The organism is Leucobacter sp. NPDC058333, from assembly GCF_042726155.1.
Lineage (GTDB): Bacteria > Actinomycetota > Actinomycetes > Actinomycetales > Microbacteriaceae > Leucobacter.
Map to the genome: position 1 here is coordinate 495,685 of NZ_JBHXHV010000002.1, position 16,695 is coordinate 512,379.

Annotated in this window: 16 protein-coding genes; 14 read left to right on the forward strand and 2 right to left on the reverse strand. The window is 67.5% G+C overall.

Translation table 11 applies throughout. The annotated features are described in order from the left end of the window. Positions 1 to 64: 64 nt before the first annotated feature. Positions 65 to 1,867, reverse strand: a complete 1,803-nt coding sequence (locus ACFWHR_RS10115; RefSeq protein WP_382448181.1) for a prolyl oligopeptidase family serine peptidase — start codon at positions 1,865 to 1,867, stop codon at positions 65 to 67. A gap of 15 nt (positions 1,868 to 1,882) precedes the next feature. Next, positions 1,883 to 3,106 (reverse strand): hypothetical protein, encoded by a 1,224-nt coding sequence (locus ACFWHR_RS10120; protein WP_382448182.1) that lies wholly within the window; start codon positions 3,104 to 3,106, stop codon positions 1,883 to 1,885. 114 nt (positions 3,107 to 3,220) lie between these two features. Between ACFWHR_RS10120 and amiA the strand changes: the two genes are divergently transcribed. The 14 genes from amiA (at position 3,221) to ACFWHR_RS10190 (ending at position 16,683) form a co-directional block, all read left to right on the forward strand. Then, positions 3,221 to 3,319: a streptamidine family RiPP gene (gene amiA, locus ACFWHR_RS10125; RefSeq protein ID WP_382448183.1), complete on the forward strand. Its 99-nt coding sequence runs from the start codon at positions 3,221 to 3,223 to the stop codon at positions 3,317 to 3,319. Between the two features lie 79 nt (positions 3,320 to 3,398). Further along, positions 3,399 to 4,277, forward strand: coding sequence for a hypothetical protein (locus tag ACFWHR_RS10130; RefSeq protein WP_382448184.1), 879 nt, complete (start codon positions 3,399 to 3,401; stop codon positions 4,275 to 4,277). Position 4,278: 1 nt separating this feature from the next. Beyond that, positions 4,279 to 5,241: a CocE/NonD family hydrolase gene (locus ACFWHR_RS10135; RefSeq protein WP_382448185.1), complete on the forward strand. Its 963-nt coding sequence runs from the start codon at positions 4,279 to 4,281 to the stop codon at positions 5,239 to 5,241. Continuing rightward, positions 5,238 to 6,614 carry a YcaO-like family protein gene (locus tag ACFWHR_RS10140; RefSeq protein WP_382448186.1) on the forward strand — a complete coding sequence of 459 codons (1,377 nt, stop codon included), beginning with the start codon at positions 5,238 to 5,240 and terminating at the stop codon, positions 6,612 to 6,614. The genes ACFWHR_RS10135 and ACFWHR_RS10140 overlap by 4 nt, the downstream gene beginning before the upstream one ends. Before the next feature lie 7 nt (positions 6,615 to 6,621). Continuing rightward, positions 6,622 to 7,761 carry a hypothetical protein gene (locus tag ACFWHR_RS10145; protein WP_382448187.1) on the forward strand — a complete coding sequence of 380 codons (1,140 nt, stop codon included), beginning with the start codon at positions 6,622 to 6,624 and terminating at the stop codon, positions 7,759 to 7,761. Then, a complete protein-coding gene (locus tag ACFWHR_RS10150; protein ID WP_382448188.1) occupies positions 7,758 to 9,434 on the forward strand; it encodes an ABC transporter ATP-binding protein/permease in 1,677 nt (558 codons plus the stop codon). The genes ACFWHR_RS10145 and ACFWHR_RS10150 overlap by 4 nt, the downstream gene beginning before the upstream one ends. After that, a complete protein-coding gene (locus tag ACFWHR_RS10155; RefSeq protein WP_382448189.1) occupies positions 9,428 to 11,125 on the forward strand; it encodes an ABC transporter ATP-binding protein in 1,698 nt (565 codons plus the stop codon). The genes ACFWHR_RS10150 and ACFWHR_RS10155 overlap by 7 nt, the downstream gene beginning before the upstream one ends. Positions 11,126 to 11,410: 285 nt before the next feature. Further along, the gene (locus ACFWHR_RS10160) at positions 11,411 to 12,058 is read left to right on the forward strand and encodes a maleylpyruvate isomerase family mycothiol-dependent enzyme (RefSeq protein WP_382448190.1); all 648 of its coding nucleotides are present in this window, start codon (positions 11,411 to 11,413) and stop codon (positions 12,056 to 12,058) included. 85 nt (positions 12,059 to 12,143) lie between these two features. Beyond that, a complete protein-coding gene (locus ACFWHR_RS10165; RefSeq protein WP_382448191.1) occupies positions 12,144 to 12,572 on the forward strand; it encodes an SRPBCC domain-containing protein in 429 nt (142 codons plus the stop codon). A 14-nt stretch (positions 12,573 to 12,586) separates the two neighbouring features. After that, the gene (locus ACFWHR_RS10170; RefSeq protein ID WP_382448192.1) at positions 12,587 to 12,901 is read left to right on the forward strand and encodes an ArsR/SmtB family transcription factor; all 315 of its coding nucleotides are present in this window, start codon (positions 12,587 to 12,589) and stop codon (positions 12,899 to 12,901) included. A gap of 281 nt (positions 12,902 to 13,182) precedes the next feature. Then, on the forward strand, positions 13,183 to 13,710 hold the full coding sequence (locus tag ACFWHR_RS10175) for a GNAT family N-acetyltransferase (RefSeq protein WP_382448193.1): 528 nt from the start codon (positions 13,183 to 13,185) through the stop codon (positions 13,708 to 13,710). A gap of 2 nt (positions 13,711 to 13,712) precedes the next feature. Further along, positions 13,713 to 14,414, forward strand: coding sequence for a nicotinamide riboside transporter PnuC (gene pnuC, locus ACFWHR_RS10180; RefSeq protein WP_382448194.1), 702 nt, complete (start codon positions 13,713 to 13,715; stop codon positions 14,412 to 14,414). Between the two features lie 100 nt (positions 14,415 to 14,514). Continuing rightward, on the forward strand, positions 14,515 to 15,942 hold the full coding sequence (locus tag ACFWHR_RS10185; protein ID WP_382448195.1) for an LLM class flavin-dependent oxidoreductase: 1,428 nt from the start codon (positions 14,515 to 14,517) through the stop codon (positions 15,940 to 15,942). A gap of 192 nt (positions 15,943 to 16,134) precedes the next feature. Then, a complete protein-coding gene (locus tag ACFWHR_RS10190) occupies positions 16,135 to 16,683 on the forward strand; it encodes a hypothetical protein (protein ID WP_382448196.1) in 549 nt (182 codons plus the stop codon). Positions 16,684 to 16,695 lie beyond the last annotated feature (12 nt).

Sequence of the window (16,695 nt, forward strand, 5' to 3'; positions counted from 1 at the left end):
GCCTTTCGGGACAGGAGCGTCAGGGGCACGGGCGCTCCGCGAGTCGAGCACGGGTGCGGTGGTGTCAGGCGTCATGGGTGGCGTCTTTCTCGTTTGTGAGGGGCGTTGTGTGGGGTGTTGTGCCTGCAGGTGTGCGGGCAGATGTGCCGTGAAACGTGGTCGCCGCGGCGAATTTCAGCACGACAGCGCCGAGCTCGTGCAGGCTGTCGAGGTCGTTAGCGCCGTGCCCGGCCCCGGGCGCCTCCCAGAGCGTTACTTCTCCCCCAGCGACTCCGAGGGCCGCCGCGAACGCGTGCGTGTCGTCGGGTGCCACTCGGGAATCCTCGGCGAGCACGATTCCGAGGAAGCGCGGGGGCGCTGTGTCACCGCCGAGGCTCTGCGCGCGACTCAGGGGTGAAATTTCGCTGAGCTCGCGCTGCCCCGCCGCGTCACTGCCCGCGCCGAACTCGTCTCGCCACAGTCGTCCGAGCGGATGCTGATCGAGCGCGAGAAGATCGAGGGGCGCCGCGGTCACGACGAAGCCCGCGCAGATAGCGGGGTGGCCGAGCACGCAACTCGCGACGACGGTGCCACCGTGCGAGGCGCCGACGAGCACGAGCGAATCCGCGCGGGCCAGCTGTGCAGCCACGAGCCACCGCGCTGCAGACGCGAGGTCGTCGATCCCGCGGCGTTTGCGCGCTCCGTAGCCACCCGCACGCCACTGCGCGCCGTGTTCTCCCCCACCCCGAATGTGCGCCGTCGCGTATCGACCACCGGATTCAATCCACGCGGGGATCGTGGGCTCGAAGACGGGGAGCGATGCCACCCCGAATCCGCCATAGCAGGTCAGGATCGTGGGTGCGGGGCCGACGAGTCCTCGCGGTGATGTCACTACGAGCGACAGGATGCAGCCGTCGTCGGCACGAAATTCGTGCCACGTCGTTTCGGCCGCCCGGTCGTCTCCATCTCTCGGCGGCAATTGGTCACCGATTCCTTGGCGGCTGCTGAGCGTTACGACTTTCGGTGGGCTCGACGGCGCCTCGATCACCGCGGATATCCCGCCCACGTCAACGCTCACGTCAGAGAACGCGGCGACGGACTCTCCGAGGCGCGCCGTCCAGTCCTGCTGCACGACGCCGTCAGCAATATTCAGGAGCACGCTTTTCCCGGCGCGCACAGCGATTGCGTACACCTCGTTCTCCCAGACGCGGACGGTTGTCAGGCTCGTGGTGCAATCGCTCCAGCGCCACCGTTCGGCGCCCGAATACACATCGACGGCGTGGAGCGAGTTTCCGCTCTGCACCACCACTGCGTCGTTGCCGATCACGTGTGCACTCGAAATCGTCGGGAACGACACAAGGTGCGTGCCGGTGTCGAGGCGAACGAGACGAGTGGGCATGCCCGCGCGACTCTCTGCGGCTAGCCAGTGCGGCGCCGGCGCGAACAGGCGGCACCGCGCGTCACTCGCAACCGGGCTCTCCGCGACCCATTCGCGGGCGACGTCGATTTGCACGAGACGCTGCGGATCCCGCGCGATCAGCGAGAGCGTTCGCGAATCCATCGCCCACTGCATCGGGTCGTATCGGCAGTGAATGTCGGCATAGCGCCGCAACGCCCCCGACGAGACGTTGAGCACGGCCAGGTGCCCCGCTTCGTCTGCGCGTCCCGCAAGTTGCAGTGCAATGTGCTGTTCGTCTGGGGCGGGAACCATCAAGAGAATGTGCTCGTCACTCTCGAAGACTGCCTGGCCCGTGCCCGCCCGGTACACGCCCCGGGAACGCCTGCCCGGCAAGCGGCTGAGCGCGAAGCCAGCGGAGGGCGCACCTGGGCGACCGCAGTGTTCCCACCGGGTGAGCGCACGCTCGAGCGCACTCTCAATCGCAGCCATACTCGGCGTCACCGCTCAGCGCCCCACACCGTCGTAAGCGCCGCCGCACCACAGCAGCAGGCCGCCCTCGTCCACGGACGTCGGCACTGCGACAGTCTCAAAGGCGTCATCGGTGATGAGGTGCAGCTCACCGTCGCCGCCCCGCGTCACCGCGATCATTGCGCCCGTCGGGTCAATCGCAACTGAACGACGCTGCGCTGGCGCGTCTCCGACCGGATCCCAGGGGAGGTGACCCGGAGTGGGCGGAGCGCTCAGCGCGGGGAGCGACACTCTGCGAATGACGTCCAGGGTGCTCTTCGATCCGTCGCCCGATTCGCTTGAGCCGCGCTCGATGACCGTCAGCTCGTCGCCGTCCGGGTGGATAGTCACCACGGCAACGCGGCTGCGTGAGAGGGCAAAGCGAAACGCCAGCCCATCGGGGAGTCGCACGTGGCTCGTCGCGCCGGTGACGAGGTCTACCTCGACAAGGTGATTCGTCCAGTCAGCCCAGGCAGTCGGGTCTGCCGGGCCGCCACGCACGACACCGAGCGCCGCGCCTGCCCGTTCGTCGAAGCGCAGATAGAACGCGCGGCCTACGACCGGCCACGGAACAACACCGATTGGCTGCGGGACTCCCCCGGTGACAACAAACCGCTCAAGCCCCCGACTCGTCGACGTCGCAAACACGCCGCGTTTCGCGTCCGCTACGTCGCCGTGCCCATCGTCAGCGACCTGATCGCGCTCCTCCCCGCGCAGCACCGGCACGTGCGGGCCGACGGCGAGGGCACTCTGCAGCGGCACCGCTTCGATCGATCCGGGCTCACGGTGCCTGAATACGATGTGCGGTTCGCCCGTCTCCCGGTCGCGCACAATGCCGACTCCCGGTTCACCCACGCGGGAGCGGAAGCGACGGGCACTGCCTAAGTCAATATCAGCAACCGTGACGACGTCGCTCCACGCCTCCGCGTTGGCGCCGAGCCCCGTCGTGATCGCGACGTATCTGCCACTTTCGTCACCGGCGATGTGTTCGGCGGGGGTCGCGATCGGGATGCGGGAACCGCGTTCGTCGCCGTTTTCATCGCAGAGAACCAGCTCACCGCGCAGATCGTCGGCAAATGCGAATCGGCCCCGCTCCCCAGCAAGCGTCAAGACGCCCGCGTGTTCCGCCGCGAATCCGTGCCCGCGCGCCGTCGCCTCCGCGCCACGAATGTCGTACACGCGGTCCGAGCGATAGTCGATCAGCACCAGTCCGGGTTTCATGAGTCACACCTTATTGCGAACTAGAATCATTATCAACTACGGTGAAGGCGTTCGCCCCGCGAACACGGTTGCACTCACCGGTGTGACCGGCATGAAGACACGAACGGAGACACCATGGACAAGCAGATCCTTGCTGAGGTCGAAGAAACCGAGCAGCTGGCGCACCTGTCGGCGACGCACTCGAACGCACTCGTCGAGAATCCCTTCGACTGAGACCACTTCCCTCAGGCACCAACGGCCCGGTCGGTCAGCCCGCGACGCTGACCGACCGGGCACTTTCGAAAGCGCATTGATGCCCATTCCCAGTCACGCACTCACCCTCCCCGGCAATGTCGGGCACGTGTATTCGATCGCCGACGGCTCGTTCGTGCTCCGAACGGCCGCGGGGCAATTCCTGACGATCGACGACCCGGCTCCCGGCTTCGTCGACGCGCTGCGCGCGCCCGCTCTCGGGATCGCAGCCGAGATTGCAGCCGAGTCCGCGCGCGAGATCACGCCCGAGACAGACTTTGCGCAGCGCCTCATTTTGGAGGCGAGGGCGCGCCACGACACAGCCGCAGAGGCCCGATGGCCGGCCTCGCGTCGCGGCGTCATTCTCGTCGGTGAGGGCCTCATCGTCGACGCTGTGGCGCAGGCGCTTCGCGACTGGGGGTGCGAGTTGACGCTGCTTCCCAAGGCAGACGCGCTCGATGATGATCCCGCGTTCCGTGATGCACCCGATAAGGCCCACGACACACTGCTCATCAGCTACGCAGATTCGGCAGTTGAGCGTCGGGCTTGGAGCACCAGGGGCCAGGGCTTCACTGACCGACTGGCCTGGCTTCGCGCATACCGCGAGGGCGAGGTGTGCTTCGTCGATCCCCTCACCGTGGGCGCACACGACGCCGATGCCCATCAAGTGCTCCGCCGGCGCGTGGCGGCGAGTCTCTCGCCGACTGCGCTGACCCGGTGGGCAGAAATCGGGCCCCGATCCCCCGTGCCTGATACGTATAGTCGAGCGATGGTTGTGAGCCGCATCCTCACCGTGGCGCTCGCCTGGGCCCAGCAGCGCGACGACGTCACCGTGTTCCGGCGCACGCTCTGGAAGCTCGTGCCGCTCACGGGACGAGCGACGGAACACCCGGTTCTCGGTTACCCGCAACCGTACGGGCCGCCGCGAGGCACGGTCTGACATGGTCGAGACAGTGGAACCAGAGACGCACCGGGCACGAACATCAGGCGGCGTACAGCTGGGTGGGCTGCTGTGGCACGTCGCCGACGCGGCGGGGATCGTAATCCTCCGCACCCCCTACGACGCGCAGCAGCACACGGCGATTGGTACCTCTTGGGCGACCCGCGGATACCACTGCCTCATCCAAGACGTGCGTGGTCGCTATCGCTCCGCAGGAGATTGGCATCCGTATCAACACGAGGCTGTTGACGGAGCGAGCACGATTGCAGACCTCCGGGCGCGCTTCCCTGCGCTCCCGATCGTCATGTTCGGAGCCTCCTACGCCGCGGACGCCGCACTGGAGGCTGCCCGCGGCACCGTGCTCGGCGGGCACGATGCCCCCGACGCGATCATCGCGCTCGTGCCCGCACTCGGACTCGCCGAGACCGCTTGGGCAGCCGACGGGAGCCCACTCCTCGAGCACCGAATCGCGTGGTGGCACGAACACGGCAGCGCACGGCGTTCACGCTCGCCGCTGCCGCCCGAAGAGCTCGCCTGCCGAGTGAAACAGGCCACACAGCTCGGGGTCACGGCCGCCGCGCGCACCTGGGATTGGCCCGTCCCCGTGATCGAGCGCTGGAATCAGCTGTGGTCCGCGGCGCACATCGACGTGCGCTCACACTATTGTTCAGTAACGTCGCCGCTCCTCGTGATCACGGGCGCCGACGACCACTTCGACGCTGACGCCCACCGACTCGCGGGCGATTGGTCGGGCCCGAGCCAGCTCGTCACCGGGCCGTGGGGGCATCGCCTCGCGGCCGATCTGCAGAGTGAGGCGGCGCGCAATCGGCTGCGAGCGACCGGCGGCATCGGCAGCATCATCGACGAGTGGCTGAGACGCCGAAACGACGCGCACGCTCACAGACGACGCACGGTCTACGATCCGCGCCGGGGCGTTTGGCACCGAGAGGAACACGCAGCATGACCCCAGAGAGCAAGCTAGCTATCGACACGCTTGTTGATTCCGAGTGCGGCATCATCCGCGCGGTCGGCGAGGTTCCACACCCGGCCGGCACCCCAAGCGCCTACACCGCGCTCACCGCCTCCGTCTCGGATGCGCGACAGCTCGGCGAATGGCCCGCGGATCGAGTATCGCTCGGCACCTCCTTCAACGCGCCCGATGTGGCGCGCATCGCCGCGATCGCTGAGGGCGTCGAGCGGTACTGCGGCAACTGGTTGCCGCACGACCTTCCCGACGACCAGTTCAGGATCGCGAGCTACGCAGATCTGCTGTCCGATGAGGTCTCGCCGATCCCGCTCGCCGATCTCCCCGCATTCGCCGCGTGGCAGTATGAACGCCCCCATTTTCCCTATTTTCCGCTGACGGAAACCACTCCGACGCTGTGGACCAGGTGCGAACGGCTCGACGGCGCAGACGCATGGATCCCGGCGTCGCTCGTCTATCTCAACTGGCGCCAGTCGCGGTTTCGGGAGCTGCCGAGAACGCACCACCTGAACTACGCGGGGATTGCGACGGGCCAGGGCGCGAGCGATGCCAGAGACCGAGGCGTGCTCGAGGTGATCGAGCGTGACGCGCTCGAGGTGTGGTGGCACCTCGACGGCCCGACGTTCGGCATCGATCCCGACAGCGTTCCCGGCCTGCGTGACGATCTCGACGGCGCAAATTTCGAAGTATCACTGGTCGCGATGCCCTCAGAGTTCGCCCCGGCAGTCGCCGCATTGATTTACGACGCACACCGGAATCTCTACGCTGCCGGGTTTTCTGCCGCGTGCGATCCCGCGCATGCCGCGCGCAAGGCCGTACTCGAGGCCGTGCACACCTGGGTCTTCACGCAGGGGTGCACCGAGGCTGACGGCTGGGTGTTTCGGGCCGTCGAACAGGGCATGATGGCACGCGGTCTGTACCTCGATTACCGCAGCGATGCGAGCTACCTCGACGCGGCTGGCCCGCAATCCGAGCACGTCGTGGATCTCGGCGCGCACGTGCAGGTCTGGCTCGATCCCCGCGTGCACACCGAGGCCCGCCGGTTCACAGCGCCCGCGCTGGGCGTGCGCTCGATCGCAGAAGTGCCGTCAGTCACGATCACCGAGGTCTACGAGCGACTCGCGTCTCACGGTCATCAAGTGTTCACCCGGGACCTGACAACCGACGACGTGCGGCACACCCCACTGCGGGTCGTGCGAACGCTCGTTACCGGGCTCGTGCCCAACGCGCCCGCGGCGTTCACCTACTTCGGCATGCCACGTTTCGGGGCCGCGGCGCTCGACCGCGGCTGGCGCACGAGCTGGGAAGGCGAACCCGGTGAAGTCTCCTGTGTCCCGCCGCCGCACATGTGATCCGCCGATGAACACGACAATTGACGCTGGCCGGCAGCGCAGCGTCGGCGGCACCGCCGTTTCCGACAACACCGGCTCCCCCGCCAGTGCCTGCGATCGCACGCCGCTCCCGGCGCTGCCCCTGGCGCCGCTCCCGGCGCTGCTCGCGAGCGCGCTCACCGACACCAATCCGGGATCAGCGCGTCCGCCCGGCCCTCGCATGAACGCGTGGCTCGAATCCGGTGCGACACCGGTGGCCGACGCGGGCGTGCTGGGCTCCCTACTCGGTGCCCTCTGGCGGGCCGGTGCGCCCCACCGCACCCCTGACGGCGCCGAGAGTTCCATTCTGCGTCGACCCATCCCCTCCGCGGGGGCGACGTACGCGGTGCACACCCACGTGGTCGTCGGCGGCGACCGCGTCGCCGGTCTCGAACCCGGCCGCTACGTGTTCGATCACGAGCGGTCGCAACTGCTCCGCCGCGGCGACGACGCCGAATGTGCGACGCACACGAGCGACTCTCGCGGGAGCGAAGCATCCTCGCGCGTGATCTTCAGCGTGCAACCCGGCCGCAGCTTCGGCCGGTACCGCCATCGCGCGTGGCCGTTGTGGATCGCCGACACCGCCTACGCCCACGAAGCGCTCGCGTTCACACTCGACCGTCGGCTGCGCAGCCGTCTGGGACCGAGCGCTGAATTGCGGTCGGAGCTCGGGGTGCCGCGCGGCTCAGAGACAGCCGCGTGGCTCGATCGCGGGCTCGTGCCCGAGATTCCGCTGGTCTCGATTGAGCTCCCCGAGCGGCTGCACCCCGATCCGATTCGAGAGCGGGCGCTTGCTCGTCGACGCTCACCGGCCATCGCCGAATACCTGCGGAATCCAGTGACCTCGGGCGAAGCCGTTCGCGTCGCGAGGCTGTCGGCGCAGCCGTGGGTCGCACACGCCGATCACGTCCACGGGTGGAGCATCAGCCCACGCGCGACGGCATCTCAGATGTACGCGGCACTGTGGCACGCGCATCGCGCGGCCGCCCGCATGTGCTACCTCTCCGCACGCTCCGGCCGCCGCCGATGCCGCCCGGTGTCGGGGTTCGCAGCCCAATCCGACACCTGGATGATGCACGCCGTGGCCATTCTCGAGGGCGCCACCGAAGCCGAGGAGCCTGCCGCATGATGATCGTTCGTGAGCTGTGGCGGGAGGCGTCGCGGTTTCCCGCGCTGCTCCTCGGAAGCATCGTTCTCGCCGTGCTGGTGTTCGCCTGCCACGTCGCGCAGGCGGTCGCGATCGCTGCTGCGCTGAGCGCGATGGTCACGGGAAACGGAGCCGCGGTCATCACGACGCTCGTCTGGGTCGCTGGCATCGCCGCAATTCGGGTCGGGATCGGAACAGCGCAGTCCGCCGTCGCGGCTCTCCTCGGCGGAAAAGTTCGTCGCGAGTTACGCGGTCGCGCTGTGCGATCCACACTCGTTGCGCGACGACTGCGCGACGTCGATGCGCGAGACGGGGCACTGCGGGTCGCACTCACCGACGGCATCGACGGCACGGACACCTACGTTTCGAAGTACATCCCGGCCGTTGCCCAGCTCGCTATCACGTGCCCGGGCGTCGTCATCGCACTCGCGGTCGTGAATCTGTGGGCGGGCGTCTGGATCGCGATCGCACTCCTCCTCGCACTTCTCGGCCCGCTCGCCTGGAAGCGGTTGATGTCGCGTCGCGGGCTCGATCACTGGGACTCCTACGAGGCGCTGAGCGCCGATCTGCTCGACGCGCTTCGCGGCATGGCGACGCTCCGCACACTCGGCGATGTGCCCGGCACGCGCCGCCGCATACACGCCAGATCAGAGGCGCTGCGCACCGCGACAGAACGGGTGATGCGCGTATCACTCGCCGAAACGGGAATCATCGACTTCGCGATTCAAGCCGGAGTCGTCGTGGCTGCCCTGGTCGCAATCGTGGACGCCGCGACCGGGCGACCACCAGCACTCGAGACCTACCTGATCCTGCTGCTCGCCTCCGAGGCGTTCCGACCGATCCGGGAGCTCTCCCGCCACTGGCACGCTGGATTTCTGGGGCTCACAGCGGTTCCAGGGCTGCGTGGCCTCGGGGCGTTCGAAACCGGTGCGGGCGAGCGGGACGCGGGTGGCGGCTGCGCGAGCGGCGCTGCCCCCGCAGCCGATCCGAATCCCGTCAGCTCCTCCAGCAATTCTTTGCGCGTCAATCAGCTGCGCTTCCGGTACGACAGTGCGACAGAACCGGTGCTCGACGGTCTTGATCTGACGGCCCACCGGGGCGAGCTCACCGCGATCGTGGGCTCGTCGGGGGCGGGCAAGTCGACCCTGTTCGACGTGCTCCTCGGGTTTCTGACGCCCGAGGCTGGCTCCGCGGAGCTCGACGGGGCGCCGCTCCGCCCGAGCGACATCGCTGTGGTGTCTCAGCGACCGGTGCTGTTCGCCGGAACCGTTCGCGACAACGTCGACATCTGGGGTTCAGCGAGCGATCCCGAGCTCGTCAACGCGTGCCGCGCGGCGGGCATTCTCGACGAGGTGCTGCGCCTGCCGAACGGGATGGACAGCGCGGTCTCGGAAGCGGGCCTCAGCCTGTCGGGCGGCCAACGGCAGCGGCTCGCACTCGCGCGTGCATTGCTGACGCGGCGTCCGGTGCTCCTCGTCGACGAGCCGACGAGCGCGCTCGACACGGACCGCGCTGCCGAGGTGATGGCGACACTGAGAGCTGCAGCGGCAGATCGAATCGTCGTCATGATCACGCATCGCCCCGAGAGTCTGCACGGCGTAGATCGCCTGTTGCGGCTCAACAACGGTCGGTTAGACCGGGTGCCGGCATGGTGATCCGCCGATCCGGCGACGCGTTTCGCGCCCTCATCCCCGCGCTGCGGCCCGAGTACCGCGGGATGCTCATCAGTTACCTCACCGGCACGGCGAGCGCCTTGGCTCTCGCCGCGCTCACGGTGATGAGCGCCTGGGGCGTCGGGCACGCCGTCGTTGCGCGCGAGGCCCCCGGCCCGCTGTGGTGGGTCGTCGTGATCGCGCTCGTTTTCGCACGCGCGGTGCTCACCTGGCAGGAGATGGATGTCTCACACGCGATCGCCTACCGGGTGCTCGCTCGACTGCGCATGGCCCTGTTCGATTCGTACGCGCGTAGCGTTCCGGGTAAACGCCACGAGCACTCGGGTCGCGCCGCCGCGGTCGCGATGGACGATATCGAAAAGCTCGAGTTCTTCTACGCGCACACGATCGCACAGATCGGCACTTCGGTCACGGTTTTTCTGGCGTCCTTGATCACGGCGACGGTGCTGCTGCCGGGCGCGGCGCTCGTCATGGCCGCGGGGTGCGCCCTCATCGCAACGACCACCCTGTACTTTCGGCGACGGATTCGGCGGCTTGGCGAAGCGGAGCAGCGGCTGCGGTCGGAGCTGTCGACGCAGGTCGTCGACGCCCTCGGATCGCTCCGCGAGACGCTCTCGTACGGGCTCGCCGGAGCCGTCGAGCGCGATGTGCTCGACACCACCGATCGGGCGACCGCGATCGCGCAGCGGCGAGAACGACTCGCGCAGCTCGTCACCGGCGCTCAGGAGGTCTTCGTGAGCGCGACCGTTGTCGGGGTGGTGATTGCGAGCGCGTTTGCTGCCGGGGTAATCGGGGCGGGGGCGACTGGCGGATCCTCGCCAGTCACCCCCCTCTCTCCCTCCCTTCCCTTCTCACCCTTCTCTCCCGCGATGTTGCCCGCGATGATCGCGCTCGCGCTTGTCGGAGTCTCGGCCGTGTCTGAGGTCGCGACGACGCTGACCCAGCTTCATCCGCTGGCGGCGAGCGCGGACCGGGTGCACCGGGCGCTGACGCGGGAGCCGGTCGTGGCCGATCACGGCGACGCCCAGCCGTTGCCCGACGGCGCGCTCGGGCTTCGCTTTGAGGCCGTGTCGTTCTCGTACGACGACCACACCAGCGCCGTCTCCGCGTGGTCTGCCGAGGTGCTCCCCGGTGAGCACGTCGGCCTCGCTGGCCCCTCTGGCTCTGGAAAGAGCACGCTCGTCGCACTGGCGGCTCGACTGTGGGATCCCGACGCGGGAGCGATAGAGCTGTTCAACGCCGCGGGCGCGCGGGTTGCGCTGCAACGCGTCGACGATGTTGCGCTGCGCCGGGCCGTCGCCGTGGTCGATCAGCAGGCGACCCTGTTTCACGGCACGGTGCGCGAGAACCTGTTTCGCGGTGCCGATTCGCTGCCCGACGAGGATCTTCTCGCTGCGCTCGAATGCGTCGGCGCAATCTCGTGGGCGCCGCTCGACGGCGAGATCGGGCAGGGCGGGCTGGCGCTATCGGGCGGTCAACAGGCGCGTCTCGCCCTCGCGCGGGCGCTGGTGCGACAACCCCGAGTGCTGCTCGTAGACGAGGTCACCGCAAGCCTCGACCCCGAGACCGAGCGCGCGATCTCGAACGCGCTCGCGACGTTCCCCGGCACCGTGCTGATGGCCTCCCACAGGCCCGAGTCCCTAGCCCGCATGCCCCGCGTGCTCAAGATCTAGCCCCTGCCCCTGCCCCCTCCCTGGGTTCGCCCCTCCCGGTTCGCCCCTCCGCGGGTGAGCAATTTTTGCCACTTTCAGCCCGCGAAGTGTCGAAAATTGCTCACCCTCGGGGCGCGCGGGGCGTGGAGGGGGGCGGGGGCGCGGAGAGCGGGCGATGCGCTCGTGATCTGCGTTGGGCAAGCTCTGAGCGGGTTAGTTTGGCTTGCCGAACGCGGATCGCTTGCGCAACGCCGCGCGCCGCAGCTCAACATGCACACCCTCCCGCACCCCTGGTTCAATAGTTCTATGGGAAAGCGAGTCGGCGCCGAGATCTGGCCTGCGGTACACCTCGAGCGTCGGGCACTCATCGAAGACCTTGCCCACCTCGATCCCGCCCAGTGGCGTACCCCATCGCTCTGCGCCGGATGGAGTGTGCACGACGTACTCGCGCACCTCGTCGACTCTGCGAAAACGACGCGACTCGGGTTCGTGCGCCGCATGCTCGCATCGCGCTTCGACTTTGACCGCGACAACGCTGTCGGGGTGGCACGCGAGCGGGCAGCCGATCCTGCGCTCACGCTCGCCTCGTTCCGAGCCGTCAGCGACAGCACCGCGACTCCACCTGCCGCGCTCGCGACGCGACTCGTCGAGGCGTTCGTGCACGGTGAAGACATTCGCCAGCCACTCGGCATCGTCCGCAACTACCCGCCCGCGCACGTCGCGACAGCACTGCGATACCAAGTCGCCACGAGCATCAAAGTAGGCGGCGGCAGAGAGCTGGCTCGCGGCTCGCGGCTGATCGCAACAGACGCCGACTTCCAGCACGGCGAAGGCCCCGAGGTACGCGCGACCGCCATCTCTCTGCTGCTTGCGGTGTCTGGGCGGCCTATTGCGGCGGATCGCGTCGCGGGATCAGGGGCCTCAGCGTTCGTCGCGCGGGTAAACCGCGACTAGCCCACACCCACAATCGCAACCCAAGGGTTGCAAGATAGTCGTCGACCTGCAACACTTGGGTTGCACACCGATCTGAGGAGTCATCATGCAAGATTCAATCGAACGCACCATCGACATCGACGCGCCGCTCGAGCGGGTATGGAGCCTCGTCACTGACGCCGGGTGGTGGATACCGGTCGCCGCTCCGACTGAGCCAGTGCGCGCCGTCGGCGGCGTCGCGATTCGCGATTCGGAATGGGGGCGCTTTCCCGTCGAGGTCGTCGAATTGCGGCCCATGACCTACGCGTCGTTTCGGTGGGCAAGCCTCTTTCCGGGCGAGGACCTCACTCGCCATAACACCACTCTGATCGAGTTCACTCTTGAAGCATCAGGCGACGGGGTCCGCGTTTCAGTGCTTGAGACCGGCTTCTCACAGCTGGACGCTCCCGACGAGCTCAAGGCAAGGGAAATCGAGGCGAACTCCGGCGGCTGGACAGCTCAGCTCGACGTGCTGCGCGGCCTCGCCGAATCCTGAGTTCAGGTCATACAGTGAGCGTCGAATCCGTGCTCGTCGCACTCGCCGACCCGACGCGCCGCAGCGTGCTCGAAGCCCTCGCGACGCGCCCTGCGGCGAGCGCATCGGCGCTCGCGCGAGAGCTGCCGATCAGTCGACAGATGGTGCTCAAGCACCTGTCGGTGCTCGCTGAATCCGGGCTTGTCCAGTCGGCGCGCGTCGGCCGCGAGGTTCTGTTCCAGGTGCGCAGCGCCCCCCTCACCGAGGCCGCCAACTGGATGTCGTCACTCGCAACACAGTGGGACGCCCGCCTGCTTGACCTGAAACTGCGGGCCGAGCAGAGCGAATAGTGCACGTCCGCGCCTAACGCGCGAGTTCCGCTGGGCCCGCGTTGCTCGCCGAGCCCCTCCCTTCTCACCGAACCCCTACCGATATACACACAATCCGCGAGGGGCTCGGCGGTACCTAAGGGGCTCGACGACGTTGGAGCGGGTCGGCGACATGAGCTGCGCACCGCGCGTAACCGAACCGCCCCACAACCCTGCTAACGTCACCCGTGCGAACAAAACCTCGCACAAACCACACGCGCACAAACGCGCACACGCCCACACCGCAGGCAGGAGCCCCCTCGATGACTGACGTGCACATCAGGGCCGCCGAGAGCGCCGACCTCGAGATGATCACGGCGATCCACAATGATGCCGTGGCCCACACCACCGCGATCTGGAATGAAGAGACCGTCGACCTCGCTGACCGCAAGCGCTGGTTCGCAGACCGCGCGACGGCCGGAACCCCCGTGCTCGTCGCCGTCGACGACAGCGGCGTGCTGGGCTACGCGACGTACGCACAGTGGCGCCCGCACAGCGGCTACCGCCACACGGTGGAGCACTCCGTGTATGTGCGCTCGGGCGAGCGGGGCAGAGGGGTGGGCCGATCCTTACTTGAATCTCTGATCGAGCACGCGCGAGCCGCGGGAGTGCACGTGATGGTCGCGGCGGTCGAGAGCAGCAATCTCGGTTCGATCGTGTTGCACAAGCGCCTCGATTTCTTGCAGGTGGGGCGCATGCCGCAGGTCGGCGCGAAGTTCGGGCGGTGGCTCGATCTCACGCTGCTGCAGCTCATCCTCGACGATCGCCCGATGCCCGACGTGGTCGCCTGATCATGGCGGTGCTGCACTGGCTCGTTGAGCTCTTCAACTCGCAGTGGACGCTTCCCGGCGGCCAGACGCTGCTGGTGCGCGAGGTCGTCGGCAACGTGTTCGGTCTCGCGAGCGCGCTCGGCGGCATGCGCCGCAAGATCTGGGCGTGGCCGGTCGGAATCGTCGGGAATCTGCTGCTGCTCACGGTGTTTCTGGGGTCGATTCTCAATCCGGATCACACGCTCCCCCACCTGCTCGGCCAGGCCGGCCGCCAGGTGATGTTCATCGCTGTGGCGGTCTACGGCTGGGTGCGCTGGCGGCAGGCATCGTCGACCGGCGGCCGCATCACCCCACATTGGGCACCCACGGGCGCGCGGATCGGCCTGGTGCTCGTGCTGGTGGTCGGCACCGTCGCACTGACTCCCCTCTTCCGCGCACTCGGATCGTGGGAACCGGTCTGGGCCGACGCGTGGACGTTCGTCGGCTCGCTGCTCGCGACCTACGGTATGGCGAAGGGGTGGACTGAATTCTGGCTGATCTGGATCGCCGTCGACGTCGTCGGCGTGCCCCTACTTTTCAGCTCTGGCTTCTACGCGACCGGCCTGATGTACGTGTTCTACGGCGTCTTCACAGCGATCGGGTTTGTGGTCTGGTGCCGGGCCCAGGCGAGCGCGAAACCGCAGGTCGACACGATAGTTCCGGATCCGCGTCCGCACTCCGAGTAGACGCCGTGCCGAGGCACTGGCCCGGAACCGCTCACGTCGAATGTGTCGGTGAGTGTCGACGATGTTTGCCAGGGTGCGCCGCGTCGTCTTTCATGGGGGCATGACCCGCCAAATCCGCTTCAATGCGTTCGATATGAACTGCGTCGCCCACCAGTCGTCTGGACTGTGGCGGCACCCAGAGGATCGCTCGCGCCAGTACAACACGCTCGGCTACTGGACTGAACTCGCGAAGCTGCTGGAGAGCGCAACGTTCGACGGGATCTTCATCGCCGACGTGCTGGGAACCTACGACGTGTACGGGGGCACGAACGAGGCGGCGATCCGAAACGGCGCGCAGGTGCCGGTGAACGATCCGATCCTGCTCGTGAGCGCTATGGCCGCGGTCACCGAGCACCTGGGATTCGGCATCACCGCGGGAACCGCCTACGAACACCCGTACCCGTTCGCACGCCGCATCAGCACCCTCGATCATTTGACGCAGGGGCGGATCGGCTGGAACGTCGTGACCGGCTACCTGCCGAGCGCGGCTCGCAATCTCGGGCAGGAGGATCAGCTCGCGCACGACGACCGCTACGACTACGCCGACGAGTACGTCGAGGTGCTGTACAAGCTGTGGGAGGGGTCGTGGGAGGACGACGCGGTCGTGGAGGATCGAGAACGCGGCATCTTTACCGACCCGGCGAAGGTGCACCCGATCGAACACCGGGGCACACACTTCAGCGTGCCCGGCATTCACATCTCGGAGCCGTCGCCGCAACGCACCCCGGTGATTTACCAGGCCGGCGCGAGCCCGCGCGGGGTGCGCTTTGCGTCGGAGAACGCAGAGGCGATTTTCGTCGCGGCGCCGTCGAAGGAGGTGCTCGCGGGCACGGTGAAGCGCATCCGCGACGCGCTCGAAGATGCCGGACGCGGACGCTACGACGCCCGCATCTACACGCTGCTCACCGTGATCACGGCCGAGACCTCGGAGGAGGCCGCGGCGAAGCACGCCGACTACCTGTCGTACGCGAGCTCGGAGGGCGCGCTGACGTTCATGTCGGGCTGGATGGGCGTCGACCTCTCGCAGTACGCCGACGATGACCTCGTCGCCGGCGTCGAATCGAACGCGATTCAGTCGGTACTGCAGCATCTTAAAGAGGAGGCGGATCTCGGCCGCGAGTGGACCGTCGGAGACCTCGGCCGCCGCAACGCGATCGGCGGGCTCGGCCCCACTGTCGTCGGCTCGGGCGAGGAGATCGCAGACGAGCTGCAGGCGTGGGTCGAAGTGGCCGACGTCGACGGCTTCAACCTTGCGTACGCGGTGACGCCGGGAACGTGGCAAGACGTGATTGACCACGTGATTCCGGTGCTGCGGGAGCGCGGCGCCTACCCCTCCGAATACACCCCGGGAACGCTCCGCAACAAGCTCCAGGGCAAGGGCGACCGAGTCCCGGACACGGTGAAGGCGGCGAGGTACCGCGTGGGGGCTGGGGTTGGAGTTGGAGCTGGAGCTGGAACTGGAACTGGAGGCGACAGAAACTCCGCCTAAAACGCCCGTATGCACGGACTTATTGTCGCCTCGAGGTTGGCTGGGTTGCGCTTACCCCGGAGAGGCGACAGAAACTCCGCTTCTGAGGCCGTTTTAGGCGGAGTTTCTGTCGCCGCTAGGAGCGCCACCCCGGGGCCTCGAGTACCGGCCGGACACCGCATAAAATAAGCGCACCGCCGACAAGGAGGAGCCATGACCGAACCAGGCACACCCGAGCTCACCGCGTTGCAACAACGGGTGGGGCGACTCGAGCGCCTGCTCGAGAACGCGTACGCGGCCGTTGTTACGGTGATCTTGATGGCGGGCCTGATCGTGCCATTTTTCACCGAGCACGACACGACGGGTGATTCCTTCGTGGACACCCCGTGGTCGATTGCCCGCATGGTGTTTGCACCGCCGTCCCCAAACGATGGATCGGCCGGGGACGCCCCGGTGGTGGTCGCAATCATCATCGGGTTCATTGGTCTTGCGATAGTGGCGATCGCCGTCATCGCGATGGCCTGGAGCTTGGCGAATCGTGACGCGAGCACGCAGCGGCAGCTGGCGTTTGGCCGGGTGCTCCTCACACTCGGAATAATTGGATCCTTGGTTCCCGTGATCTTCTCCGCCATGGCTGCCAGCGGCGAGAGCAACGATTCTCCGGGATGGGGCGGGGTGGTTCTGCTCATCGGTATGCTCGGCGCGATCCCCCTGTTTCGACAGCGAAGCCGCGTCGGGCCCGGGTTCTCGCTCACCGGCTGACGGGTCTCGACC

Bases quoted from the DNA above. Each gene is read 5' to 3' on its own strand.
- ACFWHR_RS10140 (WP_382448186.1), top strand. From the start codon at position 5,238: ATGACCCCAGAGAGCAAGCTAGCTATCGACACGCTTGTTGATTCCGAG.
- ACFWHR_RS10150 (WP_382448188.1), top strand. From the start codon at position 7,758: ATGATGATCGTTCGTGAGCTGTGGCGGGAGGCGTCGCGGTTTCCCGCG.
- ACFWHR_RS10145 (WP_382448187.1), top strand. From the start codon at position 6,622: ATGAACACGACAATTGACGCTGGCCGGCAGCGCAGCGTCGGCGGCACC.
- amiA (WP_382448183.1), top strand. From the start codon at position 3,221: ATGGACAAGCAGATCCTTGCTGAGGTCGAAGAAACCGAGCAGCTGGCG.
- ACFWHR_RS10120 (WP_382448182.1), bottom strand. From the start codon at position 3,106: ATGAAACCCGGACTGGTGCTGATCGACTATCGCTCGGACCGCGTGTAC.
- ACFWHR_RS10130 (WP_382448184.1), top strand. From the start codon at position 3,399: ATGCCCATTCCCAGTCACGCACTCACCCTCCCCGGCAATGTCGGGCAC.
- ACFWHR_RS10185 (WP_382448195.1), top strand. From the start codon at position 14,515: ATGACCCGCCAAATCCGCTTCAATGCGTTCGATATGAACTGCGTCGCC.
- ACFWHR_RS10135 (WP_382448185.1), top strand. From the start codon at position 4,279: ATGGTCGAGACAGTGGAACCAGAGACGCACCGGGCACGAACATCAGGC.
- ACFWHR_RS10160 (WP_382448190.1), top strand. From the start codon at position 11,411: ATGGGAAAGCGAGTCGGCGCCGAGATCTGGCCTGCGGTACACCTCGAG.
- pnuC (WP_382448194.1), top strand. From the start codon at position 13,713: ATGGCGGTGCTGCACTGGCTCGTTGAGCTCTTCAACTCGCAGTGGACG.
- ACFWHR_RS10165 (WP_382448191.1), top strand. From the start codon at position 12,144: ATGCAAGATTCAATCGAACGCACCATCGACATCGACGCGCCGCTCGAG.
- ACFWHR_RS10175 (WP_382448193.1), top strand. From the start codon at position 13,183: ATGACTGACGTGCACATCAGGGCCGCCGAGAGCGCCGACCTCGAGATG.
- ACFWHR_RS10190 (WP_382448196.1), top strand. From the start codon at position 16,135: ATGACCGAACCAGGCACACCCGAGCTCACCGCGTTGCAACAACGGGTG.
- ACFWHR_RS10115 (WP_382448181.1), bottom strand. From the start codon at position 1,867: ATGGCTGCGATTGAGAGTGCGCTCGAGCGTGCGCTCACCCGGTGGGAA.
- ACFWHR_RS10155 (WP_382448189.1), top strand. From the start codon at position 9,428: ATGGTGATCCGCCGATCCGGCGACGCGTTTCGCGCCCTCATCCCCGCG.